General features: G+C 43.1%; 31 protein-coding genes, 4 tRNA genes, 1 rRNA gene and 1 pseudogene. 19 read left to right on the plus strand and 18 right to left on the minus strand.

The features are described from left to right. Window positions 1–629 (minus strand): annotated as a pseudogene (locus P8X24_RS00005) (RNA-guided endonuclease TnpB family protein); the annotation flags it as partial. A gap of 77 nt (window positions 630–706) precedes the next feature. Continuing rightward, window positions 707–1,333 (minus strand): IS607 family transposase, encoded by a 627-nt coding sequence (locus tag P8X24_RS00010; RefSeq protein ID WP_372914156.1) that lies wholly within the window; start codon window positions 1,331–1,333, stop codon window positions 707–709. 282 nt (window positions 1,334–1,615) lie between these two features. Between P8X24_RS00010 and P8X24_RS00015 the strand changes: the two genes are divergently transcribed. From P8X24_RS00015 to P8X24_RS00025, 3 genes are all read left to right on the plus strand, one after another. Continuing rightward, window positions 1,616–1,692: transfer RNA gene (locus tag P8X24_RS00015), tRNA-Thr, on the plus strand. Between the two features lie 79 nt (window positions 1,693–1,771). Continuing rightward, window positions 1,772–1,858 (plus strand) — tRNA-Ser (locus P8X24_RS00020). A gap of 15 nt (window positions 1,859–1,873) precedes the next feature. Continuing rightward, window positions 1,874–1,948, plus strand: a tRNA-Cys gene (locus tag P8X24_RS00025). On the opposite strand, the gene P8X24_RS00030 is transcribed toward P8X24_RS00025, so the two are convergent. Both P8X24_RS00030 and P8X24_RS00035 read right to left on the minus strand, forming a co-directional pair. After that, a complete protein-coding gene (locus P8X24_RS00030) occupies window positions 1,927–2,718 on the minus strand; it encodes a hypothetical protein (RefSeq protein WP_372913525.1) in 792 nt (263 codons plus the stop codon). The two genes, P8X24_RS00025 and P8X24_RS00030, sit on opposite strands and share 22 nt — an antisense overlap. A gap of 20 nt (window positions 2,719–2,738) precedes the next feature. Then, window positions 2,739–3,932 (minus strand): pyridoxal phosphate-dependent aminotransferase, encoded by a 1,194-nt coding sequence (locus tag P8X24_RS00035; RefSeq protein WP_372913526.1) that lies wholly within the window; start codon window positions 3,930–3,932, stop codon window positions 2,739–2,741. Window positions 3,933–4,004: 72 nt separating this feature from the next. Between P8X24_RS00035 and P8X24_RS00040 the strand changes: the two genes are divergently transcribed. Continuing rightward, the gene (locus P8X24_RS00040) at window positions 4,005–5,021 is read left to right on the plus strand and encodes a transglutaminase-like domain-containing protein (RefSeq protein ID WP_372914157.1); all 1,017 of its coding nucleotides are present in this window, start codon (window positions 4,005–4,007) and stop codon (window positions 5,019–5,021) included. A gap of 20 nt (window positions 5,022–5,041) precedes the next feature. Continuing rightward, complete coding sequence (locus tag P8X24_RS00045) at window positions 5,042–6,115, plus strand: NOG1 family protein (protein WP_372913527.1); 1,074 nt, start codon at window positions 5,042–5,044, stop codon at window positions 6,113–6,115. Here P8X24_RS00045 and P8X24_RS00050 read toward each other — a convergent pair. Then, window positions 6,089–6,649 carry a DUF996 domain-containing protein gene (locus P8X24_RS00050; protein WP_372914158.1) on the minus strand — a complete coding sequence of 187 codons (561 nt, stop codon included), beginning with the start codon at window positions 6,647–6,649 and terminating at the stop codon, window positions 6,089–6,091. The genes P8X24_RS00045 and P8X24_RS00050 overlap by 27 nt on opposite strands. Before the next feature lie 64 nt (window positions 6,650–6,713). Further along, entirely contained in the window at window positions 6,714–7,175 is a 462-nt protein-coding gene (locus P8X24_RS00055; RefSeq protein WP_372913528.1) for a DUF2284 domain-containing protein, read from the minus strand. A 71-nt stretch (window positions 7,176–7,246) separates the two neighbouring features. Here P8X24_RS00055 and gcvH point away from each other — a divergent pair, with 71 nt between their 5' ends. Beyond that, window positions 7,247–7,651 (plus strand): glycine cleavage system protein GcvH, encoded by a 405-nt coding sequence (gene gcvH / locus P8X24_RS00060; RefSeq protein ID WP_372914159.1) that lies wholly within the window; start codon window positions 7,247–7,249, stop codon window positions 7,649–7,651. Here gcvH and P8X24_RS00065 read toward each other — a convergent pair. Then, entirely contained in the window at window positions 7,648–7,851 is a 204-nt protein-coding gene (locus P8X24_RS00065) for a 30S ribosomal protein S17e (protein ID WP_068324258.1), read from the minus strand. The genes gcvH and P8X24_RS00065 overlap by 4 nt on opposite strands. Window positions 7,852–7,927: 76 nt before the next feature. Between P8X24_RS00065 and P8X24_RS00070 the strand changes: the two genes are divergently transcribed. Next, window positions 7,928–8,578 carry a PHP domain-containing protein gene (locus P8X24_RS00070; protein ID WP_372913529.1) on the plus strand — a complete coding sequence of 217 codons (651 nt, stop codon included), beginning with the start codon at window positions 7,928–7,930 and terminating at the stop codon, window positions 8,576–8,578. On the opposite strand, the gene P8X24_RS00075 is transcribed toward P8X24_RS00070, so the two are convergent. The 3 genes from P8X24_RS00075 to P8X24_RS00085 form a co-directional block, all read right to left on the minus strand. Then, the gene (locus P8X24_RS00075) at window positions 8,564–9,112 is read right to left on the minus strand and encodes a hypothetical protein (protein ID WP_372913530.1); all 549 of its coding nucleotides are present in this window, start codon (window positions 9,110–9,112) and stop codon (window positions 8,564–8,566) included. The genes P8X24_RS00070 and P8X24_RS00075 overlap by 15 nt on opposite strands. A gap of 70 nt (window positions 9,113–9,182) precedes the next feature. Continuing rightward, window positions 9,183–9,851 (minus strand): TIGR00703 family protein, encoded by a 669-nt coding sequence (locus P8X24_RS00080; RefSeq protein ID WP_372914160.1) that lies wholly within the window; start codon window positions 9,849–9,851, stop codon window positions 9,183–9,185. A gap of 115 nt (window positions 9,852–9,966) precedes the next feature. Continuing rightward, a complete protein-coding gene (locus P8X24_RS00085; protein ID WP_372913531.1) occupies window positions 9,967–10,401 on the minus strand; it encodes an aminoacyl-tRNA deacylase in 435 nt (144 codons plus the stop codon). Window positions 10,402–10,566: 165 nt separating this feature from the next. Here P8X24_RS00085 and P8X24_RS00090 point away from each other — a divergent pair, with 165 nt between their 5' ends. Continuing rightward, window positions 10,567–11,469, plus strand: coding sequence for a THUMP domain-containing protein (locus P8X24_RS00090; RefSeq protein WP_372913532.1), 903 nt, complete (start codon window positions 10,567–10,569; stop codon window positions 11,467–11,469). Here P8X24_RS00090 and P8X24_RS00095 read toward each other — a convergent pair. Further along, window positions 11,450–11,851, minus strand: a complete 402-nt coding sequence (locus P8X24_RS00095) for a DUF555 domain-containing protein (RefSeq protein WP_372913533.1) — start codon at window positions 11,849–11,851, stop codon at window positions 11,450–11,452. The genes P8X24_RS00090 and P8X24_RS00095 overlap by 20 nt on opposite strands. A gap of 10 nt (window positions 11,852–11,861) precedes the next feature. Continuing rightward, the gene (locus tag P8X24_RS00100; protein WP_372913534.1) at window positions 11,862–12,155 is read right to left on the minus strand and encodes a DUF357 domain-containing protein; all 294 of its coding nucleotides are present in this window, start codon (window positions 12,153–12,155) and stop codon (window positions 11,862–11,864) included. Between the two features lie 59 nt (window positions 12,156–12,214). On the opposite strand from P8X24_RS00100, the gene P8X24_RS00105 reads away from it, so the two are divergent. Together P8X24_RS00105 and P8X24_RS00110 are read left to right on the plus strand one after the other, a co-directional pair. Next, window positions 12,215–12,616, plus strand: coding sequence for a ParB/RepB/Spo0J family partition protein (locus P8X24_RS00105; RefSeq protein ID WP_372913535.1), 402 nt, complete (start codon window positions 12,215–12,217; stop codon window positions 12,614–12,616). 46 nt (window positions 12,617–12,662) lie between these two features. Then, window positions 12,663–12,740, plus strand: a tRNA-Lys gene (locus tag P8X24_RS00110). Window positions 12,741–12,995: 255 nt separating this feature from the next. On the opposite strand, the gene P8X24_RS00115 is transcribed toward P8X24_RS00110, so the two are convergent. Both P8X24_RS00115 and P8X24_RS00120 read right to left on the minus strand, forming a co-directional pair. Beyond that, window positions 12,996–13,412, minus strand: a complete 417-nt coding sequence (locus P8X24_RS00115; RefSeq protein WP_372913536.1) for a hypothetical protein — start codon at window positions 13,410–13,412, stop codon at window positions 12,996–12,998. Window positions 13,413–13,894: 482 nt separating this feature from the next. Then, window positions 13,895–14,101 (minus strand): hypothetical protein, encoded by a 207-nt coding sequence (locus tag P8X24_RS00120; RefSeq protein WP_372913537.1) that lies wholly within the window; start codon window positions 14,099–14,101, stop codon window positions 13,895–13,897. Between the two features lie 137 nt (window positions 14,102–14,238). Here P8X24_RS00120 and rrf point away from each other — a divergent pair. From rrf to P8X24_RS00150, 6 genes are all read left to right on the plus strand, one after another. Next, window positions 14,239–14,360: ribosomal RNA gene (gene rrf / locus P8X24_RS00125) — 5S ribosomal RNA — on the plus strand. A gap of 132 nt (window positions 14,361–14,492) precedes the next feature. Continuing rightward, entirely contained in the window at window positions 14,493–16,181 is a 1,689-nt protein-coding gene (locus P8X24_RS00130) for an acyl-CoA mutase large subunit family protein (RefSeq protein WP_372914161.1), read from the plus strand. A gap of 306 nt (window positions 16,182–16,487) precedes the next feature. Beyond that, window positions 16,488–17,420: an ABC transporter ATP-binding protein gene (locus P8X24_RS00135; protein ID WP_372913538.1), complete on the plus strand. Its 933-nt coding sequence runs from the start codon at window positions 16,488–16,490 to the stop codon at window positions 17,418–17,420. Further along, complete coding sequence (locus P8X24_RS00140; RefSeq protein ID WP_372842289.1) at window positions 17,417–18,202, plus strand: ABC transporter permease; 786 nt, start codon at window positions 17,417–17,419, stop codon at window positions 18,200–18,202. The genes P8X24_RS00135 and P8X24_RS00140 overlap by 4 nt, the downstream gene beginning before the upstream one ends. A gap of 14 nt (window positions 18,203–18,216) precedes the next feature. Next, complete coding sequence (locus P8X24_RS00145; RefSeq protein ID WP_372913539.1) at window positions 18,217–20,358, plus strand: hypothetical protein; 2,142 nt, start codon at window positions 18,217–18,219, stop codon at window positions 20,356–20,358. A 139-nt stretch (window positions 20,359–20,497) separates the two neighbouring features. After that, window positions 20,498–20,824 carry a PadR family transcriptional regulator gene (locus tag P8X24_RS00150; RefSeq protein WP_372914162.1) on the plus strand — a complete coding sequence of 109 codons (327 nt, stop codon included), beginning with the start codon at window positions 20,498–20,500 and terminating at the stop codon, window positions 20,822–20,824. 3 nt (window positions 20,825–20,827) lie between these two features. Here P8X24_RS00150 and P8X24_RS00155 read toward each other — a convergent pair whose 3' ends face one another. Continuing rightward, entirely contained in the window at window positions 20,828–20,983 is a 156-nt protein-coding gene (locus tag P8X24_RS00155) for a 50S ribosomal protein L40e (protein ID WP_068324217.1), read from the minus strand. 62 nt (window positions 20,984–21,045) lie between these two features. Between P8X24_RS00155 and P8X24_RS00160 the strand changes: the two genes are divergently transcribed. Continuing rightward, complete coding sequence (locus P8X24_RS00160; RefSeq protein ID WP_372913540.1) at window positions 21,046–21,339, plus strand: hypothetical protein; 294 nt, start codon at window positions 21,046–21,048, stop codon at window positions 21,337–21,339. Here the strand turns inward: P8X24_RS00160 and P8X24_RS00165 are convergent. Beyond that, on the minus strand, window positions 21,329–21,976 hold the full coding sequence (locus tag P8X24_RS00165) for a serine/threonine protein kinase (protein ID WP_372913541.1): 648 nt from the start codon (window positions 21,974–21,976) through the stop codon (window positions 21,329–21,331). The two genes, P8X24_RS00160 and P8X24_RS00165, sit on opposite strands and share 11 nt — an antisense overlap. 62 nt (window positions 21,977–22,038) lie before the next feature. Here P8X24_RS00165 and P8X24_RS00170 point away from each other — a divergent pair, with 62 nt between their 5' ends. Continuing rightward, on the plus strand, window positions 22,039–23,190 hold the full coding sequence (locus P8X24_RS00170; protein ID WP_372914163.1) for an alanine--glyoxylate aminotransferase family protein: 1,152 nt from the start codon (window positions 22,039–22,041) through the stop codon (window positions 23,188–23,190). Here the strand turns inward: P8X24_RS00170 and P8X24_RS00175 are convergent. Beyond that, entirely contained in the window at window positions 23,182–23,763 is a 582-nt protein-coding gene (locus P8X24_RS00175; RefSeq protein ID WP_372913542.1) for an ATPase, read from the minus strand. The genes P8X24_RS00170 and P8X24_RS00175 overlap by 9 nt on opposite strands. 52 nt (window positions 23,764–23,815) lie before the next feature. Here P8X24_RS00175 and P8X24_RS00180 point away from each other — a divergent pair, with 52 nt between their 5' ends. Continuing rightward, window positions 23,816–24,958, plus strand: coding sequence for an SPL family radical SAM protein (locus P8X24_RS00180; protein ID WP_372913543.1), 1,143 nt, complete (start codon window positions 23,816–23,818; stop codon window positions 24,956–24,958). On the opposite strand, the gene P8X24_RS00185 is transcribed toward P8X24_RS00180, so the two are convergent. Beyond that, complete coding sequence (locus P8X24_RS00185) at window positions 24,948–26,225, minus strand: dicarboxylate/amino acid:cation symporter (protein ID WP_372913544.1); 1,278 nt, start codon at window positions 26,223–26,225, stop codon at window positions 24,948–24,950. The genes P8X24_RS00180 and P8X24_RS00185 overlap by 11 nt on opposite strands. Between the last annotated feature and the right edge of the window lie 181 nt (window positions 26,226–26,406).

The raw sequence follows: 26,406 nt of genomic DNA on the forward strand, positions 1-26,406 counted from the left end.
TTCTTCACCCTGTTCCTCGAACCGTAAAGCCTATCCCACTTTTCCTGAACCCTCTTTCTCCTGTAATAATAACCCAGAGTAATCTTCTTTTGCCCTGTCTCAAAGATTACTGGCTTGTAATCAATTAGAGCGGTGACATTATCCTCATTCACGTCAATTGGAATCCAATTTTTGGGTTCATACTCCTCTACATCCCTTTTGAACACGAGGTAAACGATAAGCCTCCTCTCCCTCTTGTCAAGCTTTATCCTCGCGTGATACCTTGCAACCTCCCAAGAATTCCTATACCTCCAATAGTGCTTGTGCGGTTCGAGTGGAACCTCAACCCACCCCTTGTGCGTTGCAATCCTAATAAAAGCATAGCCAAGCTTGAACAATTTTTCATCAAGCCAGATTGAAATGTTCCTGACTTCTGGGTAATCCTTCCTTACCAGCCCCCTCCTCCTTTTTCTGAGGAAGCCCTTCACCCTCTCAACAACATCCTGACAAACCGTGTAAGAGTAATGGCTCGGGAGTTGGGGGTACAAGCTCCGGAGAAAGTCGTAATTCCTCACCCTCAGCATTACGTAAGATGTCACCTCATTCTCGAGTGCGTAAGGCAGGAGTTGAATTAGCATTTCCCGATACATTCCCTCCAACTCGACAAATATTTTGAAAACCTTTTTCGGAAGTCTTTCAGACTTCAACACTACAGTCCTCTTGACGGTCATTCACCCTCAACCTCTTTCAACAATTGCTTGAAGCCTTGGACGAGTTTTTTCTTCTTTCGAGAACGAGCTCCATAGAGCTTTCCGGCGAAGGAGGTTACAATGGTTAACAAGTCTTCGACGAGTTCCTTTTCTGGCGTCTTCTCCTCCTCAAATATTACCTCAATCTCGACGCCGTGAGAGTTGAAGTACTGTTCGAGGTACTTGAATCCAAAGCGTGTAAGCCTGTCCCTGCAAGTTATGACGACTTTCGTAACTTCTCCGCTTTCGACAAGTTTGAAGAGCTGTTTTAGGCCCTTCCTGTTCTCGTTCAAGCCTGATGAAACGTCAGTAAGAATTTTCACGACTTTATAACCCTTAGAAGAACAGTAATTCGTGAGGTATTCGACTTGCCTCTCAAGGTCTTTCCTCTGATCTCTGCTTGAGACTCTAGCGTAAATTACAGCCCTCACTTCCTCTGGCTGCCTCTCGCCGAGAATCCTCTTCACCTCACTCTCAGGAATCCTCCACTTGCCCGTAGGAAGCTTTACCGCCTTTATCTTTCCAGAATAAATCCACCTCTTGATCGTGATAAAGCTCACACCAAGAATTTCAGCAACCTGCCTCGGCGAGAGCAACCTCTCCACGACACACACCTATACACAATGAAACACAATGAAATTTATAAAGGTTTCTGCCTCTCTACTCTCCTGTTCTTCTGATGAAGTCACTGTGGCAGTTGTGGTAGTGCTGATACATCCAGCAATGGCTATAATTACTATCAAAAGGTAGACTATATATATATCCTCTTCTAGTGTTCATTTTTTCATCCCATGACGGATTTGCGGTATTCTGATACTTAAAATTTATTCTTGATTAAAGAGCAAAGTTTATAAAATGCCCACCTTGTTAAAGGAAAATGGGCACGAGCCGGGATAGCCTAGCCTGGTGGGGCGGGGGACTCGTAATCCCCAGGTCCCGGGTTCAAATCCCGGTCCCGGCTCCACACCTAATTTTATTCAAATATCCATGACCTCATCCAAAAACTTTAAATATCCACCTCCGATTGAAAACCTATCGGGAGTGCCGCGGTAGCCTAGCCTGGTAGGGCGCCGGCCTGCTAAGCCGGTGGGCGTGGTCCCGCCGGGGTTCAAATCCCCGCCGCGGCGCCATTTTCCTATTGCAATGCCGGGATAGCCTAGAGGCCAGGCGGGGGACTGCAGATCCCCTCTACCCGGGTTCAAATCCCGGTCCCGGCTCCACATATTCTTATAACTGCCCCTTCTTCAAAACGACCAAGTAGCTTCACAAATTTGTAGTTGCAGTAAATCCCAACACCCTTTATGGGAAGAACGAGATCCCTTACATTAAATACACTGACTCCATTTTTAAGGAGGGCTTCTCTAGTAAGTCGTATGCCGAAAATATCTAATTCTTTAACATTCCCAAAGGCACCAAAATAACCGTAATGGGGTATTCCTCCCTCGATTGGGAAACCCTTGGAAATTACGGGGGTTAACTGCTTTTCCTTTGGCTTTAATGGCCTTGCCAGACAGTAGTTATCTGTACGTTCTACCACCTCAAATTCTCCAGTATTAGTGGCCTTCACTGCCCTTAAAACTATAGGAGTAATTTGAATACCTCCTCTCGCTCTATAGGGATCACCACAATTCCTAATTTCATAATGTGCATGATTATCCGTCCAAGGGCAGAAAAAGTTAGAGCGAATCGGTATCCCTATAGGATCCCCCAAGACAATTGTCTCTCCTTCAGAAACGGAGGGGGCCACGTGAAGAACTTTTAAACACAGCTTCCCACTTTTTATAACTATTAAGTAGTCCCCTTTTATTGGGAGCCTCCTAACTTCTATAACTTTTCCTTCCTCTAAAGGAAATAGGGCATGGTCGGTATAATATACATCAACTGCAGTCCCTTCTTTGTGCCCTGGATACGGGCTATTAAAAAAGCTCCAATAGCTATCTCTGGGTACCTTTAATTCTATATAACCTACCCTACCAATTGTGATCATCATGGTGAAAAATAAGAGAAAAGTTAGCTAAGCCTTTTTCTCATGAAGTCTTCAAGTCTATTCATGGCTTCCTCAAGTACATCAACTGGAGGCAAGAATACTGCCCTGAAGTGGCCCTTTCCGTACTCTCCGAAGCCAGAACCATGGACGAAGAGAACATGGGCGTTGTGCAGGACATCGAGAACAAACTCCTTGTCGCTCTTCCACGGGCCCCCCTCTATCTTGGGGAAGATGTAGAATGCTCCCTGGGGCTTTGTAGTGGAGATTCCTGGGATCTCGTTGAGCCTCTTGTAGATGTAATCCCTCCTCTCCTTTAATTTCTTCATGTGCTCTTCAAGGTAATCCATTGGCCCTGTTAGGCCAGCGATTGCCGCAAATTGAGCGGGAGTATTTGGACATAGCCTTATCCTTGCAAGTTTATCGACAGCTTCCCTTACTTCAGACAGCTTACCCTCAGGGTCAACGAAGTACATGTAGCCCAGTCTCCACCCCGTTGCAAAGTAAACCTTTGATAGCCCGTTCATGACTATGACGGGAACATCCTTAGTTAGCGATCCTGGAGAGACGTGCTTGCCCTCATAAGTCATCATATCATAGATTTCATCGCTTATAATGGGCAACTCATATTCACCAGCAACGTCAAGTATCTCTTTCAAAGTCTTCTTCTCATAGAGGGCTCCGGTTGGGTTGTTCGGATTTATTACTGCTATTGCCTTTGTTCTTTCCGTTATCTTTTTCCTTAGATCATCAATATCAGGTTGCCACCCGTTTTCTTCAACTGTCCTGTATTCAACTGGAACTCCACCAAGGAACTTAACTAAACCCGTATATGGAGGATAACTTGGCCCTGGGATCAGAACCTCATCCCCAGGATCTAACAGGGCCCCGAAGAGTAGCTGCAACGCTTCGGTCACAGCTGCCGTAACTCTTACGTCGTCAGGAGTTATATTAACCCCATTCTTCTTTTTCTCCCTCTCAACGATGGCCTCCCTAAGTTCAAGAATACCTTCGCTATCCCCATAATAGTTATGACCCTCTCTTATCGCCTTGCAGTACGCTTCTTTCATATGTTCGGGCGGTTGAAAATCAAATTTCACTGGATCACCAATGTTAAGCCTTATGACTTTTATACCCTGCTTTTCTAGCTCCCTAGCGGGCAAAACAACGTCTCTAATTGCATATTCAACAGAGAGTGCTCTCTTAGATGCCTTAATCATACAATATCACCGTAAAATATTATGCATAAATCAGTTAAATCATTTGTTCCAAAAATTTTCAAGGTAATGCCGGTGAAAAAATATCAAGAGGTGTTAAAAGAGTGTGCGAATGAAATTCAGAGACTGGACGAAGATATTGCCAAAGAGATTGAGAAGCTAATCAACCTTCCCCAGGAGGATGCATATCTTGGATATTTAAAAATCATTGACAAAGTTTCTATGGGAACAAAGAAAAAGAAGCACCGTAACCTCTTGATGTTAACGTTATGGAAACATGGAGAGAGGCTTGAGGACATAATCAATCCAAGCCCTTCGTACTTTAAGAAGTCTTCTGTATTAAGGAAGATAAGGTTTATTGATGAAAAGATAATCTCCCTCCTTTTTATAGTGTTCATTTTATTCCCTGCAACCACTTCGTCACTTTGGAACTTCACAAAAAGTTACACCCTTATCCCCGTCAATAAAGAGGTGACTTTTAATGGAAACCTCTGTCAATACAGAACCGCATGGCTTTACGACTTCCGCGCTAGTATGGTATGTATAATAAGATATAGGTACGGGAACGTGAATATAAAATTAAACCCAAATAATACTCCCATAGAAACCGCAGTAGAAGTTGAGAAGCTAATTTCAAATATCTCTTACGACTATGGAAGATTAAAAAGCGTTATAGCATACATTCAGACACCTCAAGAAACCCTTGGTCGAAAAATTGGCGTCTGCAGTGATTTTGCTATTTTAGCAGCTCAAATCTTGCTAGATAATAATGTATCTCCGGTCTACATAATCCACACAATTTTTAAGGGTGATGAGTCTGGAGGTCACGCTGCCGCCGCTATTGACTACAATGGAACCCTTTGGGTAATAGATTGGGGATCATCCCCAACTCCCTTCCAAAAATTTATAGAAAAAATTAGTAAACTTTGGGAAATTCAGGAGATCCGAGTTTATAAAATAACGAGGGATCAAATACTCCTAGATAGAGTTTATAAGGGCAAATCCGAGTACGACGGGTGGAGATTTATATACTTCCTCACGATCATGTTGGGAGTGCTCCTCATTAAAAGGAGAGAGTGGATATGGCTTTAGGGCTTTGAGAGGTGATGAAAATGAGGAATCCCTTCGAGAGGATGCCTACGGTACTTACCGCTGATGAATTAATAGATAAAGCCTTCAGGCGAGCTGAAAGAGCAGCATCTGCTTTTAAGCCAAGGGGAGATAGAATCAAAAAGGCCAGGCAAAGAGAAGAGCTTAGGATAAGGACGGTTAGCAACGTAATTAGGGATAACCTGAGAAAGGTGTTAGAAAGGACTCCAGGGTTATCTACACTTCCAAAATTTTATCAAGAGCTTGTAGATGTCCTTGTTGATAGAGATACATTCCACAAAGCTATGGCCGGTATAGACTGGGCTATCAGAATGGTTAGAGAGCTTGAGGAGAGGTACGTGGAAAGGATAAGATACTCCAGAGATCCTGATGAAATGGCTCAACTAAGGAGACAATTCTACGGGAGGGTTGCAAGTATCTTAAGGGATATAGACGACAGGCTAAGGTACTTAAATAAAGCCAGGGAAGTCCTAAAAGACCTTCCAGTAGTTGACTTGGAGGTGCCCACTGTTGTCATTGCCGGACATCCAAATGTGGGGAAATCAACACTACTTAGAGCCCTAACAACGGCAAAACCAGAGATTGCAAGTTACCCCTTCACAACTAAGGGGATAAACGTCGGCCAGTTTGAGGATGGATACTTCAAGTACCAAGTTATAGATACCCCAGGACTCCTGGATAGGCCAATAAGCGAGAGAAATGAAATTGAGAAGCAAGCTATACTTGCCCTAAAGTACTTAGGGAAGTTAATAATCTATATCTTTGATCCTAGCGAATACTGCGGTTTCCCTATTGAGGAGCAGGTACATTTGTTTGATGAGATATATAGGGAGTTCGAGGGATTTCCGTTCATAGTCGTTCTCAACAAGGTAGATGTTGCCAATGAAGAGCAAATTAGTAAGGTGGAGGAATTCGTAAGGTCAAAAGGATTGGAACCAATAAAGATCTCAGCTCTGAAAGGTACTGGAATAGAAAAGGTCAGAGATGAAATTATTAAAAGACTTCGACCCCTAGCTCAAGAACTTGCAAAAAGAAAAATTGAGGAAGAATTAAGGAAGTACAGGAGTAGCTTCTAATCCTTCTATCTCCTCTGGAAGGGAGAAGAATGCTACTATCTCTAATATTGCGGCCACAAGCATTATCAAAGCGCCAATTCCAAATACTATTATCAGAATTGCTCCAATGAAGTACAACAAGCCGGAAGTTTTGAACATGTCAACCCCGGTATATTGAGCTATCAGCTCATAGCTCTTCTTCCTAAAGTAAGATCCTATTATCAGGGCAATCCATAAGATTATGAACCCTGCAATTATTGACCCAATAACCGTCATGAGATTTTGAGGCATGAATTCTTTTGGATTTAGGAATGCTGTACCTACGGTAGCAAGCACTATGGCCACAAACACTATCATTCCACCTACTGTGGCAATGAAAGCTTTTAAGAAATCGCTGAATATCCTTTCATCCCCGGTTTCATCACTAATAATTTTCACGGCCAAGAACACAAGTACCAGTCCAGCAATCTCAACAGCAAAGCCAATTTTAGGGATAAGGGGGCCTACTAATCCAAGGATTGATCCTATTCCCCCATACATCCTTGCGTTACTCATTAATATCACCAGGTTAGGTAGATAAAATACTTTTTATAAGCTTTATTACATTTCATCATAAATGTCAGTCTATTAATATTAGCCCATATAAAACGGGTTCATCAAAGTTTAGTGTTACAATTGACGATAGTTCTATACCAACTGCATCAATGCTTGGTCTTACCTTATCAGGCATACTACAAACTCCCATAGCTTCAAAACTGCACTCATCGCACAAGTTGCAATTACCTGGGAACAGAGCTAAGGCATAGTAAAATCCTTTCCTGAAATACTCATGTTCCTTCCCTAGCAACCACAGTAAGACGCTTCGCTTCTCTTCCTCAAACTTTTCTATATTTATCTTGAACTTGATAAGTAACCCTTTCCTATAATGTTTTAATAGCTCCTTTGTTTCCCTCCAAGATGGGGAATGAGGAGGACAACTTGGTCTCTTTCCATACATGGGGCAACTCCTACACTTCCACACGGGTCTTGGAGATACAACAATTTTTTCTACATTTATCTCCCTCTCCCAAACAACCTCCATTTGACACTCTCCCATGAACATTATGCAAGACTTTAAAAGCAATATTTTTGTATCATTAAATGGTGGTTCCCATGATTGAAGTTGGAGAATATAAAGTAAAGGAGGGTCTATACTACACCAGAGACCACGAATGGGCAAAAGTTCTTGAAGATGGAACTGTCTTAGTCGGAATTACTGACTATGCTCAGAAGGAACTTGGGGATCTAGCTTACGTTGAACTTCCAGAAGTGGGAAAAGAAGTGAACCAAGGCGATGTTCTGTGTGAAGTTGAGAGTGTAAAGGCAGTTAGCGAAGTTTATGCGCCAGTAAGCGGTGAGGTTATCGAGGTAAACGAAGAGCTCAGTGATAGCCCAGAGAAGATTAATGAAAGCCCCTATGAAGCTTGGATAGCCAAGATAAAGCCAAAGAACTTAGAAGAGGAGTTGAAGGAGCTGATGGATGCAAATGCTTATGCAGAGTACCTAAAAACGCTTTAAAGTATCTTCCCTTCCTTCTTCATTCTCATAAGCTTAGTCACGTAACCGGCAATCCTGTTCCTTATCTTCTTGCTAGTCACGTTAGTAAGCTCCTGGACTTTCTTCTTGTTGTGCTCGAAGTCCGTGGTAAATTCATTTGGATACCTGTCAACTAACTCCCTCGCGACCCTCTTAATGAAACCCTGCCTGATCTTTCCCATTCTCACCACCCCTCCTTATTTATCCACTCTCCGCTAAACCGTAGCAGTTTTAAACTTTTACCTGCATCCACCGAGCATGATGGACTTGCATACGCACACAAGGTATTCGGATGGTATAGGTTTAATAAGGGACAATGTATCCTGGGCAGAAAAAAGAGGGCTTAAGATAGTAGGGATCAGCGATCACATCCACTTCTTTACCCCAGGAATGTTTTCTAGATACGTTGGAGAGATAAGGGTTGTAAAGGAGGAGAGTGAGGTAGTAGTGCTAGCCGGAATAGAGACGAACATAACCGAGAATGGGCCGGACCTCACGGAGGATTTTGCGAGAGAGCTTGACTATGTTATAGCGAGCGTGCACGAGTGGTTTAGAGAGGGGGAATGGTACAGGTACCTCGAGTACGTTAAGAAGGCTATAATTGATGAGAACGTGGACATAATTGGCCACTTCGGCAACATCTTCCCATGGATCGGATATCCGCCGTGGGAGGAGGTTCTTGAGGTTATAAAGCTCGCAGAAGAGTACGGCAAGGCCTTCGAAATAAGTGCTAGGTATAAGGTTCCTGACTTAGATTTCATTAAAGAGTGCATAAAGAGAGGAGTGAAGCTTTCATTAGCGACCGATGCTCACAGACCAGAAGACGTTGGAAAAATAAACTGGAGCTTGAAAATGCTAAAAAAGGCGGGAGGAAGTGAAGAAGATTTAGTGTTCTCAGAGCTCCTTTAGAACATCCCTAGCTATATCGCCAAGCTTAACCCACTTCATACCCTCAAACGGCAGTATTATCTTGTCCTCAACTTCCGTAAGCTTCTCTACCTCGTCCTTGTACTTGCTTAGATTAAGTTCCTTTATCAAAAGCAGGGCAAAGGCAACAGTATTTTTATCTCCCTCCGAGAGAAGCCTCGGAACGTGCTTGTCTATCGTATCTTTAAACCTAGAGCCGTGAACTTTAATTATCTCCATTGTAAGAACCATAGCTCCTTCTTTAACATAGGAGTTCTTCGAAAGAACTAATGACAATACCTTATCAACGAGATCCCAGGAAACATCTATCGAATTTGGGCTCTCCCTAAGGATTGTCGTTAGGACGAAGAGCGCATCACCAACAGTTCCAGAATTCGAATCTGAGAGCAGTTCTATGAGGTCTCTTACCGTTTTCTTGTCTTTTAGTGCCTTCTCAATAACTTCATCCATTTTATTCTCTTCCATTAGTCTCTTTATTTTATCCTTCCCTTTTTTACCAAAGGAGAATAGGCCCATCTTGCCCACCTTAATTCAAGAAATCGAAAAATTAGGATTTAAAACTTATCCCCCTAAAATGTTGAGACTATCAATCAAGCATGCCTAAGACCTTGTCGACCTCATTGGCAACCTCAACATCAAACAGATGAATCGTCGGAATAGTCCAGAAAACCCTGTAATTGTAAGTCTTGTCTTCCTCTCCGAAGTACTGGAACACGAACCTCCCAAATCCTGTTAAATCTCTGTGTATGTCTTTGACCTCCCTAAGCACCCTCCTAACTTTCGGAGGATACTCTTCATATGGCAAGGGAATTGATTTTATGAAAACATTGTCCTTATAGAAGTCCGTCGTTAATCCAACGGCCCTAACCGTTTTCAACAACTGGATAAACTTCTCTTTCTCCCAGAACCTCTTCAGTATTATCCTTGGGTCTTCTTTAGCCAGAGGGAACCTTGTATCTTCTTCCTCAAGCCAGAACTCCAGGTAAGGTTGACCTCTCTCGATCACTATCCTCGCCAGCAACCTTGCGTTCTCAGGAATCTCCTTCTGAGTTTCTTCGATGTGATACTCCTTTCCATGAACCGTATACGTTTCCCCTTCTTTCCTCTCACCAACCTTTGATACGAAGTATGCCCTCTCTCCTTCAATTGTTCCCAAGTGCAGATCGTATCCCCATGCTTTAAGATCCCTCATCCTGAACCTTCTCTCCGCAGGGACAACTCCTGGGTTCTCAATTATGTAATAGCTTTCTAGCACTTTTTCCTCACCAATAGTTATTAAAACATGCAAGCTTTTAAAGCTTTGGCTTGGAGGTCAAGGTACTGGTAGGGTGAGTAGTGAAACAAGTTTAAGTTTCTGGCATATTGCGCGCTTATTCTCTGATCTCGATTATTTCGGCTTTTTGGTGTTCGACTATTTTTCTTGGGTCGAGTTTGCAGAGTTTGTCTATCCTCCCTCCCCCACCAATCACGAACTCATTTTCGAGGACTCTAGGATCCACAATCGTCTTAATGTTGATTCCCACTGGTGGAACTCCCCCAACTTCAAAACCAGTTATCTCCCTAACTTCTTCTGGAGTGGCTAGCCTGACCTCCCCAAAGTGCTGCTTAACCTTTTCAAGACTAACTCTTGACTCACCATCCACTATTGCCAGTATTGGACCCTTTTCAGATATAAGCACGAGGGATTTTATTACCTGCCTTGGGGAGACTCCCATAGCCTTCACAGCCTGGGCCACAGTCCTCACAGGCCTCCCCACGTTAATAATCACACCCCCCAAAGACTCCACAACTTCCTCAACCCTCATACCAACCCCCTACAAACAAACACTCCAAACCCTTTAAAAGCTACGACAGTTCCAAATCATATCAGAAACCTTATCCTAACGGTATCGGAATCAAATCTAATTGAAAACTGACATCCTCCTCGCCTTTTAGGGCGAGGCTTCCAGCCCGCAAATGAGGTGAAGTCCATGAACACCGTAGTTGTGAGGTACGGTGAGATAGGAACGAAATCTAGGCAGACGCGAAGGTGGTTTGAAAGAATCTTAATAAACAACATAAGAGAGGCGCTTGTCAGCGAAGATATTGAGTACAAGGAAGTGTTTTCAAAGCATGGAAGGATAATAGTTAGAACCAATAAGGCAGTTGAAGCAAGCAATGTTCTCGTGAGGGTTTTTGGAATAGTCTCTCTATCACCAGCAATGGAAGTTGAAGCGTCCCTTGAAAAGGTAAATAAAACCGCCCTCAAGCTACTCCGAAAAAAAGCGAGAGAACTCGGCATTAAAAATCCAAAATTCAGGGTTACCGCAAGGAGAATAACCAAAGAATTCCCACTTAACAGTCTCGAACTGCAGGCAAAAGTTGGAGAGTACATACTGGAGAATGAGGAGTGCGAAGTTGACCTTCACAATTACGATATTGAAGTAGGGATAGAAATAATGGAAGGAAGAGCTTACATATTCACCGAGAAAATTAGAGGATGGGGCGGACTTCCCATAGGAACCCAAGGAAAGATGGTAGGAATTCTCGAAGATAGAAAATCTGCCTTGGCAATATTCCTTATGATGAAGAGAGGAGTTGAAGTAATACCAGTCTATATGGGAGGCGAAGATGTTAAAGAGTTGTGGTTGAGAATAAAGAAGTTCGCTTACGGATCGAAAGGAGACCTCATAAGGGTAGAATCCCTAGAGAAAGTTAACAAAATTATCAAAGACTTTGGGGCGAAGGGTGTTATAAGAGGACTACAGCTTGACCATAAAGTTGAAGAAGAAATAAAGAAAGACAGGAAGACGTTCATAGTGCCAGTTTATTATCCCTTAATAGCCTTACCCCAGGAGTACATAGAAGAAGTTGCTAAGCGAATTCCTCTTTAGCCTCCTCACCCGCAACAACTCCCTTATTCTCCCCTCCATTGTTCAGCTCATGAATCTCATATAGCTTCAAGGGGACTTTTTTCAGGGCTTTCCCCACTACGGCTTTAGCTATCCTCTCAGCGTGCTCAAGGCTTTGGGCGTTGAAGACCTTTAGGGTCAGGTATATTCCCACAAGTCCCACGTTTCCAACCACAAACGCGCTCTCAAATTCAGCCCCACATACGGGACATTTTGAATAGCCTATCTCAACCTTCACAAAGTCGAGCTTTTCCTTTTCCAACGCACTTATCACCTTATTTGCAGCAACCTCAATTGCCTCTTCAACGTCTCTCACGTCCTTAACTATAATTGGGGCCTCTAAAACAACTATGTAATCTCCCATGGCTCTCACCTCACCCAAAGGCAAACAGTCTGTTGTCATCTCCCTTAAAAACACCCAACCTCACTCCTGCATCTATAAAGCCGTAGGCATAGTTTAAAGCAGCAAACGCCGTCACGTAATCCCCCTTTTTGAAGTAGTACTCAGCGTCTTGAAAGTAACTTTTAGCCATTGTTAAAAAGTCTTTCGCGACTATATAAAGGTGGCTCCTCTCATCTACTACAATCTCAAGCTTTTCTAGAGCTTCCCTAGCAATACTGAAGTACTTTTCAAGCTTTTCCTTGGTTATTACATTGTTCACCTGCATGGACAAACACACAAAGTCAGTAACGGTTAATAACTGTTTTGCCTATTGTCACTGTAGGCATGGTAAAACTAATATCACGGGAAGAAGCTATAAAGAGAGCCGAGAGAATAAGAAGGGAAAACGAACTGGTTTATGGAGTTGATTTTGAGATAATTCACAATATAGTCGATATAAGGGAGTTGATACCAACGCAAAAAGAGTTAAGCAGAAGAAAGCTTGAAGCAGTCATTCAACGCATTCTGCATGGATATGACGCCCCAATAATATGCCTTCACTACGGAGAGAAACTATACATACTGGATGGACATCACAGGGTATATGCGTGCAAAATCCTTGGGATAGATAAAGTAGAGGCCCTAATTCTAAGGCCCAAAGAAGCAATAAAGAGCAACATCGAAGAGTCCGTGAGAAAGCAGGGGCTAAAAAGCATTGAGGACATGGTCATAGTCCAAGATATATAACCGAAAAACTTATAAAATATCTCTTATCCATGAGAGATCGGGCCGCGGGCCGGTAGCTTAGCCTGGTTAGAGCGGCGGACTCTTAATCCGCAGGTCGGGGGTTCAAATCCCCCCCGGCCCGCCAATTCTCTGCAAGTTGCTTTAAGTTGTTAGCACTTCCGGAGGGGTTCTGCTTTGCCATGTTAAACGTCATGATCTCATGCTGAAAATTTAAAACAAATTACCTCTAGTGGATAAAGTTTTGCCAGCGTTTTCATTTCTATTTTAGCCTTTTTAGCCCTTGAAAGTTTATTGACTCCAAGTTTGACTATTTCTCTAGCGCAGAACTTCAGGAAGAGCATGTTGTTAGTGTACTGACTTCCTTCCCTTAGTGAGGGTTTCAACGGTCTAACTTCTCGCCATTAATGGGAACATCATTGCTCTCATCCCTCCATGGGACTATCAAAATTCCCTCTTTACTTCCTGTTATATAGATAACGAGATTTTCCAGCTTGACCTTGGGATGGACGAAGAATGTTGGAGCCCATTTGTCCATCAGACACGTTTCGGTGGCGTTATGCAACCTGTTGTATGTGGGGCAGTCCTCGTACTCCACCCTAAGGAATAATGTCCCGTTCTCGTAGGCGCATCCCGTCAACACGAAGTGATGGGGCCTGCTTCCCCAGAACTCTGTGTCTGTTATCGAGATCAAAGCTCCCCCATTGTAAAGTGCAATATTAACACCCCTTAGGGGTGTCCAGTTTGGCTTTTTGTCTGGAAAGCCTGGCCATAGCGGGTACCTCCCAGATATTTCCACCACTTCAGAGCAGTTTGTTTCCCATTGTTCTGGAACCTTCAAGAGGCCGCAGCATAATTGGAGGTAACTGGTTTCAGACGTTGTGGTGGGTATTGCCCTCTCGGAAGATTCATTCTCGTACTCAATAAACAGTTTGTCCTTTTCAGATCTTTCACGATCGTAAAGCACGATCTTTAATTGGCGTAAAATAAATTTGGAAAAAGAAGTAAACCATAAAACGCTTCATTATTTGAAATGGGAAGATATTAAGACAGAAAACTCCAGAGAAGTTACCAAAAACTAAAAATTTATGTGAACTCTGGGATTATATTCAGAAACATGATAGCAGGTGCTCCTTAAAGCGTTATGTGGTACCCTACAGAGTTTTTATGCACTAATCCTCTTAAGGAGAATTGAAGTGAAAACGTTGCCAAGAACTCCAGCACCCTGGCTATACCTGCGGCGAAAAACTTTTAACCCACCTCCATTTAGCCAGACAAAGGTCAGCTAGGAGAGCAGTATAACCAGCGTCGCCAGGGTATCAAATACTCCCCTGAAAGTCTCCCCAGTCTCTCAAGCGGAACTTTCTGGAAGAGGTTGTCGAAAGAGATGTTGAGGAAAGCACCGCCGAAGCCAAGAACAAAGAGACCAACGAGAACGACTATCAACCTCCCTACCCTCGTCCGTAACTGAAGTAAGTTGCATGTCATCTCTCCCTTTTCTAGAGCCCTGGGCGATGAGAAAATGAATTTCCTAAAGGAGTCAAAGATAAAGTTGAAGAGCAGGAGAGTTAGTATGAAGTCACTACCGAAAATTTTTTAAAGCGAATGGATTGATGAGAAATCGGCACGGCGGCCATAGCGGGGGGGCTACACCCGGTCTCATTTCGAACCCGGAAGTTAAGCCCCCCAGCGATCCCGGTTGTACTGCCCTCCGAGAGGGGGCGGGAAGCCGGGGACGCCGCCGGCCGCTAGATTCTTCGTTTCTTAAACAAATTCAAGTTCTAGGTATTCATCCAACTGGACAAAATATCCATAAAATCTTTAGGTTTGTAAAGTTTTTTATAGGTAAAATACCCATACATGAACAGGTGGCCAAATGATGACGTTTGATAAGGATGCTTTGAAGAAAATTAGGGAGGAGGAAAAGAGGTGGGAGGAAACTACTGTTAAGCAGTTCTTGCAAAAGGCTCCAGAGAGAAAGGAAAAATTCATGACAGATGATGGCTTTGAAATCAAGAGAATTTACACTCCCGCGGATTTAGGAGAAAACTGGGACTACATGGAGAAGCTTGGCTTCCCAGGAGAATACCCATTCACGAGGGGAGTCTACGCAACGATGTATAGAGGAAGGATCTGGACCATGAGACAGTATGCAGGCTATGCTACAGCGGAGGAGTCAAATAAAAGGTATAAGTACTTACTGAGCCAAGGGCAGACCGGATTGAGCGTTGCCTTCGACCTGCCAACTCAGCTCGGTTATGATTCTGATCACCCACTGGCAGAAGGAGAAGTTGGGAAAGTTGGAGTAGCAATTGATTCGCTTTGGGACATGAGAATACTCTTTGATGGTATTCCACTGGATAAAGTCTCAACGTCAATGACGATAAACTCAACCGCGGCAAACCTCCTGGCAATGTACATTCTCGTTGCAGAGGAGCAAGGAGTTCCCCAAGAGAAGCTCAGAGGGACTGTCCAGAACGACATCCTCAAGGAGTACATTGCAAGGGGAACTTACATATTCCCGCCACAGCCTTCAATGAGGCTGACTACTGACATAATTATGTACTGTGCGGAGAACATTCCAAAGTGGAACCCAATAAGTATCAGTGGTTATCATATTAGAGAGGCTGGGGCTAATGCCGTTCAGGAGGTAGCATTCACATTGGCCGATGGTATTGAATATGTTAAGGCAGTGATAGAGAGAGGGATGGATGTAGACAAGTTTGCACCAAGGCTGAGCTTCTTCTTTGCGGCACACAACAACTTCCTTGAGGAAATTGCAAAGTTCAGGGCAGCAAGAAGGCTCTGGGCGTACATAATGAAGGAGTGGTTTAACGCAAAGAACCCAAGGTCGATGATGCTTAGATTCCACACTCAAACGGCGGGTTCAACTCTCACGGCCCAGCAACCCGAGAACAACATAATAAGAGTCGCGATTCAGGCATTAGCTGCAGTTCTAGGCGGAACCCAGTCACTGCACACGAACTCCTACGATGAGGCCTTATCATTGCCAACTGAGAAGAGCGTCAGGATTGCATTAAGAACCCAGCAGATCATAGCTTACGAGAGTGGAGTAGTTGATACAGTTGATCCACTTGGCGGGGCATACTACATCGAGTGGCTTACCGATCATATCTTCGAGGAGGCCCTTAAGTACATTGAGAAGATCCAGAAAATGGGAGGAATGATGAGGGCTATTGAAAGGGGTTACATCCAAAAGGAGATCGCTGAAGCCGCATACAAGTACCAGAAGGAGATAGAAGAAGGTAAGAGAATAATTGTGGGGGTCAATAAGTTCGTCACTGATGAGCCAATAGAGGTGGAAATACTAAAGGTTGATCCAAGCATAAGGGAGAAGCAGATCGAGAGGCTGAAGAAGCTGAGGAGTGAGAGGAACAACAAAAAGGTAGAAGAGGCATTGGATAAGCTCAGGAACGCTGCAGAAAAAGAAGATGAAAACTTAATGCCATACATAATTGAAGCTCACAGGCACCTTGCAACGCTCCAAGAGGTAACTGACGTGCTAAGGGAAGTCTGGGGTGAATACAGGGCACCTTTAATATTCTGACTTCTTTTTGCTTTCTGATCTCCTTCTCTTGGCGAGGGTTCCAACGGTTTAACCTCTTGCCAGTGACGGAAAGGTTTGAGGGGTTTCATCTAGGGCTTTTCGGCCCTCTGGCAGTGTCTTCGGCCAATTACCCCTATCTTCCGCTAAAGTGGGGAGGTTCGGGGTTATCCTCTCCACATTTCCCCGTTTAAAAGCTAGTTGGGTGGTAAATTCATTTCTTAAGAATTTCAAATTTTCTTATCAGAACATTTTTAAAACTTTCAAATTATAGTATTCACGAACAGAGCATAATCAAGGTGTTTACGTATGGAGATTATCAAAACTAAGAAACTTACCAAATTCTTCGGGAAACGTAACGTTGTATATAACCTCAATTTAAAGGTTCCCAAAGGAGTTGTTTACGGCTTTCTTGGACCGAATGGAGCAGGTAAAACGACCACGATTAAGATGCTTACGGGAGCGCTTAGACCTACCTACGGCGAAATCAAAATTTTTGAAATGGATATGCCAAGAGAAAGGGTAGAGATAATGAAAAAGGTTGGATATATGCCTGAATCACCGATAGCATATGATAATATGACTATTTTCGAGTTCTTAACTTATATGGGCCGTCTTTCTGGCATGAAAAGGGAGGAGGCAAAGGAAAAGGCAAAGGAACTAATGACTTACGTTGGTGTGGGGAAGATAGCACTCAACAAAATGAAAGAGCTCTCAAGCGGTCAGAAGCAGAGAGTCATGTTTGCCATGGCACTCATGCATGACCCAGAGCTTCTCATCCTGGACGAGCCCACGGCAAACCTCGACCCCCTCGGCAGAATAGAGTTCATTGGGAAAATATTAGAACTCTCTAAGAGAGACAAGACAATTTTTGTGAGCTCCCACATAGTCAGTGAGATAGAGAAGATGTGTAACTACGTAGGAATAATAAATCAAGGACAAATGATAGCCCAGGGAAAGATAACCGATTTAATGAAGATAGAGGAGAAGGAGTACGACATAGTAACCTCTGACAACGGTAGTGTAATGAAATTTCTGCGTGAAAAACCTTATATCCAGGAAATCTGGGAAGAAGATAATGTTATCAGAGTCATTGTCGAACCAAAGTTCCTAGACGAATTCTTCCTAATATTCCCAAAGTACCTTAGCTCGAACGGAATAAGGCTCAAGCTTTTCAAACCCCACACAAGCCCTCTCGAGAGAATTCTCATGGAGAAGTTTAGTTTGGAGGTGGGAGAGTGATAAGCGTCCTTTACCTTAACGAGGTTTCAAGGATACTTAAGACGCGACGCTTCAAGGTCATGCTCGCCACAATGCTCTTGCCTGTAGTAGTCCACTTCTTTACTCACGAAGAAGTAATGGAATATGGAGCGAAGATTCTTGAGCGATCCTTTCAGATAGTTACCTCCGAGTTCATGGTGAACTTCTGGCTTGGTATTATCGGTCAACTCGTAGCCATAATCCTCATGAGCGACCTCCTTGCAAGTGAAATTGATAAAGGCACAATAAGACTTCTCCTGACAAAGCCTATAAGAAAGAGCGAAATTGTCCTTGGCAAGTTTTTAGCTGGAATCACAAGTATAGCGATTCTATTTGGGGTTCCATACCTCATTCTCCAAATTTATGAAGTTCTCCTCTACAAAGCAGGTTTTGAAGGTTTTAAAGCTACTTTCGACGATGTACTTTACGCCACAGGGGTTACGCTTCTGCTTCTTGGAGCATTAGGCAGTCTAGCAATGCTACTCTCTGTTATTGTCTCACGTCCCCTTTATGCTTCTCTCTCAGCCTTTGCCCTTGTTTTTGTTGCCCAGTTTATACTGCCTCAGCTACCATTCTTTGACAATCCAGAACGCTTCACTCTCAATTACCAAGTGGGAGTTCTTCTTAAAAGACACTTTACTCTCCACACTGGTCTAGACGCCTATAAAGGTGATCCTAACACAACAATACTGTTTTTCATTGATACTATACTCCTCACATTACTCCTCACATTGCTGGGGATCTACCGGAGAGAGTATCCTTAACGGGGTGATGAGGGATGAAAAAAGTTCTGATACCTATAATCCTCCTTATTTTTGCGGAAAACGTTTTTGCATATTCTATTGAGCTTGGACTGGATGAAGTCCTATTAGTGGATAATAGTACAGTTACCTTCGATCCCTCTCCAACAGGAGACCTAATATATCTGCGTGTTGAAGGTCCTAACGGCATAACCTCAAGTGTACTTAGCTTCGGAGAGAGTATCTTCTCTAATGGGGTTAATTATACCCTAGGACACTTTGATCCGACTACTCAAAAACTTGTCCTTCACCTCAGCGGGAACTATTCCCAGGTAAAAGTGATGAAGAAAAAGGATTTCTCAGTGAACATCGTTGAAGCCTTTGACACCTACACAAAGTTCCGCATAAGGTGGGAGGGCTACTATGACATAAACGACACGTTGAAAGTATATTCAAATGGTCTTCTCATAAAAGAAGTTCCTATAAGTCTGAAAAACGGGGATGAAATAACATTTAAGGTCAAAACCCCTCCATCAGGTATTTTCACGCTCTCTCTTGGAGAATTAAGTAAAAACGTAATTGTGGGGGAAATGACAAAGCAAGTAGAGATAAAATCACTATGGAGAGATGACAAACTCCATATTGTACTCTTTAACCATGGAGACGGAGTTAATGTAACCGTTGCACTAACAAGTGGAGGGTTTACACTAGAGAAGGAAGAGGTATATTTAGGAAGAAAGGAAGAGAGAGAAGTTACCTTCAGGAGAAATCCCCTCCAAGGTGTAGTTGTTGTGAACTATGGTAGTGTTCTTCAAGAGAGCTTTTACTTTGAGCCTCCCTCCATTTCTGTGATTTCATACTCCTTTAACGGAAAGACCCTAAGACTAAAGATAAAAAATGAAGGAGGTTACTTTCATGGAAGAGTCAGCATTACAAGCAATTCACTCATTATTAGCTCCCCTCTTTACCTCGATCTTACCCTCCACAAGGGGGAAATGAAAGAGGTTACCTTTAATCTAAACAAGGATGTTGAGTACGTTACAATTCGTGTATCTTCTAGAGACTTCACGACAACTATACCCCTCATGCTTGAAAAGAACTTTAGTGTCCGGTTCGTTAATGATTATGCAAGGGCTCCTTTAGGAGGTGCGGCGGCTTACAGTTTAGTGATTACTGGAAAAGGAAGAGTGGAGCTTGATGTTACAGGATTACCTGCTTCAATTAGGTACGCCTTCTATTATAACCAGAATGAAGTTAAGACTCTCAATATTGAAGGGGGTGCTCAATTAACCCTCGTAGTTTCGCTTCCAAGCTTCCCCTCTGGCTTTAGCGTAGAGTCTCCACTAAGGTTCAACGTCACAATAAATGGCAAGAATTATCCGCTTACGTTAGAAGTGAGTGGAGCAGGGAAACTTCCAGTCTATGGCGACAATTGGCTCGCCAAGAGCAACTTCAGCTCAGAGATTCACTACCTCGGACTCCCTTACCATGTGGTGTGGCGTGATATCACACCCCCCTACATCTTCGAAAACATCGCAGGAGAGAAGATAGCTTTTCTATATGGGCGCTATGTCCGTCAAGGAAAAGATCTAAAACTCCATGTTCTTGATCCCTCTGGATTAATACTCCACACGTCAGAAGCTCCAAAGGGAAGACCAGACTTTGTGATTTTTAATGAGAGCAAATTTATGCTCATGGTAGAGGGAAAAGGGATTTTTGATGCAGTCCTTCTCGTTGCACATTATATCAAGGATCCACAGAATATTACCCTCAACCTAAAAAGGAAACCTTTCGGTGAAGGGCTCGAAGTCATTATACTCAATGCCACCCAACTTCGTGGGAAGAAACTACACATAATAACTACTAGCGGGAAGAGTATAGAGCTAAAAGCTTACCATTTTACACTAAACAGCGAAAAAGAAGACTTTGATCCTTTTGGAACTGGAAAAGCAATCTTTACAGCAAGAGGAAACAACATCTCAAGAACGATAGCAATGAGAAACGATGAAGACTTCATAGCAATAGTGATAATAGGAGAAGGGCAAGTTAACCTGTCATTTAAGGTTAGTGGTACAAGTATGAGCACAGCAGAAATCACGACCCGGTGGTCTTATATAGTTGTTATGGTGCTGGGAGTTCTCCTTGTACTAAGTATCTTCCTCGAAAAGCGACTTGCTTGAAGTTTTCAATTTTCATAATATGCGACAATAGAAGTGATGATCCATTTGCTCCTATTTAATTATATTATAACCGAAAAATATTTTAGTAGTTACATTTTATAGCGAAAGAATTACCCCCCTAAGGGTGATGTAAATGGAAATGGATGAGATATTATTAAGGCTTAAGGATAAGCTCACGAAAGAAATACTTTGGATGTACATCTTAAAGCTACTCAAAGAGAGGCCAATGTACGCGTATGAAATCAGAGGGCAGTTAAAACGAAGATTTGGATTTGAACCGGCAACTGTTAGTTCTTATGTCGTCTTATACAAGCTTGAAGAAGCGGGCTACGTCACCTCGGAGTGGCATGAAGGAGAGAGTGGCAGACCATCAAGAAAATACTACCAACTTACAGAAAAAGGAGAAAAATTGCTTGAAAATGGAGTAAAGACAATAGAAAACGTCCTTGAAATGCTAAAGGAATAGAGATCAGCGCCCTCCTCCTCTCGGCTCCCTTGCCTTTGGCCTTAATCTTTTATAACCGCACTTTCTGCACTTCTTGGCTCCCCATGGATTAGTGGCACCGCATCTAAGGCATATGTACTTCTTGAATATCCTCGCCTCAGCCTCTGGAAACCTCGCCATTTTATCTCCCCCGCCTAAACTTATAGGTGCATTTTTTAAAGTTTGTCGTGGATCATAAAGACATGAATAGAGATCTGCTTGTAGGTGGGATATTCTTAACTGGAATATTATTGACACTTGCACTTAAAGACTTCACGTTCCTAATTATTCCATCAGTAGGGATCCCAATAAGTCTAGCTTACCTAGGAAGATACAAAAACATCCTAGTAAAGTCTCATCTTTTTGAGAAAGACACGCTTGCAATGATTGTAATTATCTCTGCAATCACGATAGCATTTAATTTCATTATAGATCCGAGAATTGTATTATTGCTCTTGGGAACTGCCACACCAATGATTGCCGGATTTAAAGGGTAGATAAAACCTCCATGACTTTCTTGATATCCTTAGAAATCTTATACTCTCTGAGCGCTGATCTCAATATTTTTCTGAAATCTTCCATAATCCTATATTCATCAGAAATTCTACGAGAAATCACGTTATTAGAGAGGAACAACATTGCCATTGCTGATGTTAAGTTCCTTGGCTTTCTTTCAGTACTAGCCTTTTCAAAGTCAATTATCCAGACATCGTCCCCTATTATTATGTGTTTGCCCCCCTGAATCTGCCCATGATCAATCCCTAAGATATCAAGAGTATAAGCCTTCCCAGCTATTTTTAGGATGTCTCTCTTCTTAGGAAGTGCTTTTATTAGGGGTTCCCCATCAACGTACTTCCTTATAAGTAATTCTCTTCCTCCAAGCTGCATATAGGAAACTAAGTCCCCAGTTATGTTCCTACCTTTAAGGATCTCTAGTATACGAGCCTCTCTTTTCAATGTTTTCCGAGGGGTATCAGGTCTTTGATACTTTATTATAACCCTCTCATTATTAAAGGTACCAAGGAATATATAGCTTGTTGTTCCCTTCGCTAAGAACCTTTCCAACTCTATACCATACTCACTTAGGATAGGTTTCAATTTCCTTATTTCATCCTTGATTATTTCTTGAAGCATGTACATCCCCAAGTCCAAATCATTTTTATAGCTATAAAACAATATTGAAGTTGGTGAGGGGTATGGAATATGAGGAGGCCTTTAGAGAAGTTTATGAAATGGTGAAGCCAAAATACAAGCTCTTTACAGCAGGACCAGTTGCATGCTTCCCGGAAGTACTTGAGATAATGAAAGTTCAGATGTTCAGCCACAGATCCAAAGAGTACAGAAAGGTGCACGTTGATACTGTCGAAAGGCTCAGGGACTTCCTCGAGGTTAAGAAGGGAGAAGTTCTACTAGTCCCAAGCTCCGGAACCGGAATCATGGAAGCAAGTATTAGAAATGGAGTAACAAAGGGTGGAAAAGTTTTAGTCACTATAATTGGAGCATTCGGGAAGAGGTACAAGGAGGTTGTGGAAACCAACGGAAGAAAGGCAGTAGTTTTAGAATACGAGCCCGGAAAAGCTGTAAAGCCCGAAGATCTAGATGACGCCCTAAAGAAGAACCCTGACGTTGAGGCCGTAACGATAACCTACAATGAAACATCAACTGGCGTTTTGAATCCCCTCCCAGAGCTCGCCAAAGTGGCAAAAGAACACGATAAGCTAGTGTTCGTCGATGCCGTTTCAGCGATGGGAGGGGCAGACATAAAGTTCGATAAATGGGAGCTTGACGTTGTATTCTCAAGCTCCCAAAAGGCATTCGGTGTTCCTCCAGGACTTGCGATTGGAGTCTTCAGCGAGAGATTCCTAGAGATTGCTGAAAAAATGCCAGAGAGGGGATGGTACTTTGACATTCCACTGTACGTTAAGTACCTCAAGGAAAAGGAGTCAACACCATCAACACCTCCGATGCCACAGGTTTTTGGCCTAAACGTCGTCCTTAGGATAATAGAGAAGATGGGCGGGAAGGAGAAGTGGCTTGAGATGTACCAGAAGAGGGCTGAGATGATCAGGGAGGGAGTTAAAGAGATAGGCCTCAGCATCCTAGCTGAAGAGGGCTACGAGAGCCCAACGATTACCGCCGTCTTAACTCCAAAGGGAATAAAGGGAGATGAGGTCTACGAGGCCATGAGGAAGAGAGGATTCGAGCTAGCTAAGGGGTATGGTAGTGTCAAGGAGATAACATTCAGGATTGGTCACATGGGTTACATACCGTTCGATGACATAAGGGAGATGCTCGATAACCTCAGGGAAGTAATAAACGAATTGAAGAAGCAGAAGGGTTTAGCATAGCTTCTCCAACTCTTTTTCTTTTATCCTGTATATCGCATTAACCTTTCTATGCCCCGTTTTTATGTCTCTGTAGAGCTCCACAACGAGCTCAAACTTTTTTAACATCTTATCATCTATCTTTAGCCAATGCTTAATCTCGTCCCAGAGATTCCTCGAGAGGACTAAAGAGGTTATTATGAAGCCATATTTATCTGTCAACTTTTCGAGAATCCTGGGGACGCTAACGGTGTGAATGGTATCTATTATAACGTAGTCCGGATTTATCGAGTTTATCTTCTCAATTACCTCTTCGGTTCTTGCGTCAACGCTCCTGCCGTCAAACTCCGTGTTTATAACGAAGATGTTATCCTTAAAGGGCTTGAACTCATTGTACGCGGTAACAACGGCTATCTTCCAGTTTTCAGGAATTAAGAAAGTCATTGCTTCAACTAATTTAGTCTTTCCTGCCCTTGTTCCTCCAACTACCAGAATGTCTTCTCTTCTTTCCAAGGCCTCCTTTAAAATATTGAGGCAATCCTGAGTTATAACCTCATACCTGAGCAGATCTTCAGGAGTAAAGATGTACACACCCATTCCTATCCCCAAGGGATAGTATATTTTTAGGGAGAATAAAAAGGCTTGCATGATGAAGCTCGAGAGCTTCATAATAGGACCGAGTAGTCACGTCAGTTCGCTATGCCACAGTGTAATTAGGGGAGAAGTCTTCACGACCTGCGAGGTAGGATGCATCTACTGCTACGCCAGGTGGTACAGAGGGCCGCACGGAAAACCGAAGCCCATATGGAACGTCTTTAAACTAATAAGAGAGCTTGGTAGAATGCAGAGGGAAGGATTAAGGGTAACTCCAGTCAGATTTTCCGCATTAAGTGATCCTTTTCAAGGAGAAGCAAAGATAACCCTTAAGGCCTTAAAGCTCGCTTACAGGGAAAAGGTTCCGGTAATTGTGAACACTAAGCTCATTCCTGGGGAAAAGCATATAGAAATTATGGAGGCCCTTGGTAGTGAGGGACTTTTAGTGTTTCAGGTTTCATTGTCAACACTAGGGGACTCAAGAATTCTGGAGCCACTCGCACCAAGTCCACAAGAAAGATTAGACCTCATAAGGAGGACTTCAGAAATTGGAATTCCGGTAATCGTCAGAGTCCAGCCGTTCATCCCAGGATGGATTAAGGATATAGAAACCTTCGTATCAGAAGTAGCGTCCGCCGGAGCTGAAATGATAATCCTTGAGTTCTTAAGGATAGAGAGAAATCTCCTTAGATTTTTCTCTAAGTTGTTCCCAGGGGAAGAGGTATACGGAGAAGAGTGGTCATCTTATTTACCTGGAACCTCTAATGAAGAAGCTCCCTTAATTCAGCCCCCTCTCCCTTATAGGATCAGAATAACTGAAGAATTTTCAAAGGAAACAAGAAAAGAGGGATTAGCGTTTTCAACATGTAAGGAGGGGCTTTTTGAGTATCATCACCCACTAGACATGGATTGTTGTGGTATGAATCTCCTAGGTATAGACCACGTAAGAAGGCCAACCCTGTGGGATCTCTATCTTGAGATTATAGAGGAGGGATACGCAAAGCCGGAGGATCTATGGAGGAGATGTGAGCGGGAAGAATTATTATGCGGCGATACGCTTAGGGTATATCCAAGATGGTTTAGGAGAGGCTTTAGGGTTCATGAAAAAAGGCTTGAAAGTATCCTAAAAAAGCCCCACATCCTAGAGAAGATAGCACCTTCAATAAAATATAAAGAAGGAAAGTTCTTCAGGCAATAACTCCCTTCTCAAGCTCTCCTTCAGTCTTTGCAACAATTGCGGTTCCTGTAAGGTCTCCGGTAACGTTGACCATCGTCCTACCCATGTCAAGAATTGCATCGATACCAAGTATCATCGCGTAAGCAGCGGCAACGTTCGGATCTGTTAGAGGCAATCCAACACTCTGGAGAACCATTGCAAGCATTATTGCTCCAGCGCCGGGAACACCGGCGGTTCCTATTGATGCCAGAACTGCCGTAAGAACTATCGTTAACTGCTGGCCAATCGTTAAGTGCATTCCAAGGGCATTAGCTATGAAGAAGGTACAGACACCCTGGTATAGGGCTGTACCATCCATGTTTATAGTGGCTCCCAGTGGAAGCGTAAAGGAGTATATTCCCTCCGAAACACCCATCTCCTTGGCTACCCTCATTGTAACTGGCAGGGTACCGCTTGAGCTCCTCGTAACGAAAGCGGTGAGCATGGCATCCTTAGCCTTGCTGATAAACTTGATCGGATCGATACCGAAGATCTTGAGGAGGATGAAGTACACGATGAGTATCTGGAGAACCAGTCCAACGTAAACTGCAACGGTGACCTTTGCGAGCTCTCCAACGACTTTAACTCCCTGTTGGGCCATTACATTTGCTATCAATGCGAAGACACCTATAGGGGCGTACTGCATCACTCCACCAACGATCTTGTACATTGCTTCGGCCAAACCATTAATTGCGTTGAGTAGTGTTTCAGCGCTCTTCCTAACTTTCTCATCCTTACTGTTCATTAGATAAGTTATCGCAATTCCAAGGACTATTGCGAAGAATATAGTTGGAAGAACTTGACCATTTGCTAATGCACTGAATGGGTTTGTGGGGATTATGTTGAGTAAAGTCTGAACCATCGATGGCGCCTGTTTTGGCTGAAATTGTTGACCGCCGATAGTTAGCTGGATTCCCGCTCCAGGATTGAAGACCCTAGCCATAACTATTCCCAATGTCACCGCAAATGCTGACGTTAGGAGGTAATAAACAACTATCTTAACACCAACCCTACCAAGCCTTGCTGGACTTATGCTTGCTGCACCTACCACTAGTGAGGCGAAGACTATCGGCATAACTAGCATCTTCAATAGCCTAACGAACAGGTCGCCGAATGGCTTGATGTACGTCTTCACTGCATCTGCGTAGCCATAGTGGCCCGCTATAAGTCCGAATATTGCACCTAAGATAAGACCAATGAGGATCTTCTGCAAAACAGGGTATTCAAGATATCTTTTAAAGATGCCCATCTATGCACACCTCCGCACAAATGTATATCGAAGCCTGATATCGAGCGGAAGAGTTATATAAGTTGTTAAACATGTACATTTAAATATTTGTCCTTTGTCATGAGCAATTTCGACAAAAATCGTGCAAAATTAACGCAAATTAAAAATCAAGAATCTTAGGAAATTGTCAGGCAGCTCACCC

Source organism: Pyrococcus kukulkanii (assembly GCF_041647995.1).
In the GTDB taxonomy this organism is placed as follows: domain Archaea; phylum Methanobacteriota_B; class Thermococci; order Thermococcales; family Thermococcaceae; genus Pyrococcus.

Bases quoted from the DNA above. Each gene is read 5' to 3' on its own strand.
- P8X24_RS00030 (WP_372913525.1), bottom strand. From the start codon at position 2,718: ATGATGATCACAATTGGTAGGGTAGGTTATATAGAATTAAAGGTACCC.
- P8X24_RS00035 (WP_372913526.1), bottom strand. From the start codon at position 3,932: ATGATTAAGGCATCTAAGAGAGCACTCTCTGTTGAATATGCAATTAGA.
- P8X24_RS00045 (WP_372913527.1), top strand. From the start codon at position 5,042: ATGAGGAATCCCTTCGAGAGGATGCCTACGGTACTTACCGCTGATGAA.
- P8X24_RS00050 (WP_372914158.1), bottom strand. From the start codon at position 6,649: ATGAGTAACGCAAGGATGTATGGGGGAATAGGATCAATCCTTGGATTA.
- P8X24_RS00055 (WP_372913528.1), bottom strand. From the start codon at position 7,175: ATGGAGGTTGTTTGGGAGAGGGAGATAAATGTAGAAAAAATTGTTGTA.
- gcvH (WP_372914159.1), top strand. From the start codon at position 7,247: ATGATTGAAGTTGGAGAATATAAAGTAAAGGAGGGTCTATACTACACC.
- P8X24_RS00065 (WP_068324258.1), bottom strand. From the start codon at position 7,851: ATGGGAAAGATCAGGCAGGGTTTCATTAAGAGGGTCGCGAGGGAGTTA.
- P8X24_RS00070 (WP_372913529.1), top strand. From the start codon at position 7,928: ATGATGGACTTGCATACGCACACAAGGTATTCGGATGGTATAGGTTTA.
- P8X24_RS00075 (WP_372913530.1), bottom strand. From the start codon at position 9,112: ATGGGCCTATTCTCCTTTGGTAAAAAAGGGAAGGATAAAATAAAGAGA.
- P8X24_RS00085 (WP_372913531.1), bottom strand. From the start codon at position 10,401: ATGAGGGTTGAGGAAGTTGTGGAGTCTTTGGGGGGTGTGATTATTAAC.
- P8X24_RS00090 (WP_372913532.1), top strand. From the start codon at position 10,567: ATGAACACCGTAGTTGTGAGGTACGGTGAGATAGGAACGAAATCTAGG.
- P8X24_RS00095 (WP_372913533.1), bottom strand. From the start codon at position 11,851: ATGGGAGATTACATAGTTGTTTTAGAGGCCCCAATTATAGTTAAGGAC.
- P8X24_RS00100 (WP_372913534.1), bottom strand. From the start codon at position 12,155: ATGCAGGTGAACAATGTAATAACCAAGGAAAAGCTTGAAAAGTACTTC.
- P8X24_RS00105 (WP_372913535.1), top strand. From the start codon at position 12,215: ATGGTAAAACTAATATCACGGGAAGAAGCTATAAAGAGAGCCGAGAGA.
- P8X24_RS00120 (WP_372913537.1), bottom strand. From the start codon at position 14,101: ATGACATGCAACTTACTTCAGTTACGGACGAGGGTAGGGAGGTTGATA.
- P8X24_RS00130 (WP_372914161.1), top strand. From the start codon at position 14,493: ATGACGTTTGATAAGGATGCTTTGAAGAAAATTAGGGAGGAGGAAAAG.
- P8X24_RS00135 (WP_372913538.1), top strand. From the start codon at position 16,488: ATGGAGATTATCAAAACTAAGAAACTTACCAAATTCTTCGGGAAACGT.
- P8X24_RS00145 (WP_372913539.1), top strand. From the start codon at position 18,217: ATGAAAAAAGTTCTGATACCTATAATCCTCCTTATTTTTGCGGAAAAC.
- P8X24_RS00150 (WP_372914162.1), top strand. From the start codon at position 20,498: ATGGATGAGATATTATTAAGGCTTAAGGATAAGCTCACGAAAGAAATA.
- P8X24_RS00155 (WP_068324217.1), bottom strand. From the start codon at position 20,983: ATGGCGAGGTTTCCAGAGGCTGAGGCGAGGATATTCAAGAAGTACATA.
- P8X24_RS00160 (WP_372913540.1), top strand. From the start codon at position 21,046: ATGAATAGAGATCTGCTTGTAGGTGGGATATTCTTAACTGGAATATTA.
- P8X24_RS00165 (WP_372913541.1), bottom strand. From the start codon at position 21,976: ATGCTTCAAGAAATAATCAAGGATGAAATAAGGAAATTGAAACCTATC.
- P8X24_RS00170 (WP_372914163.1), top strand. From the start codon at position 22,039: ATGGAATATGAGGAGGCCTTTAGAGAAGTTTATGAAATGGTGAAGCCA.
- P8X24_RS00175 (WP_372913542.1), bottom strand. From the start codon at position 23,763: ATGGGTGTGTACATCTTTACTCCTGAAGATCTGCTCAGGTATGAGGTT.
- P8X24_RS00180 (WP_372913543.1), top strand. From the start codon at position 23,816: ATGAAGCTCGAGAGCTTCATAATAGGACCGAGTAGTCACGTCAGTTCG.
- P8X24_RS00185 (WP_372913544.1), bottom strand. From the start codon at position 26,225: ATGGGCATCTTTAAAAGATATCTTGAATACCCTGTTTTGCAGAAGATC.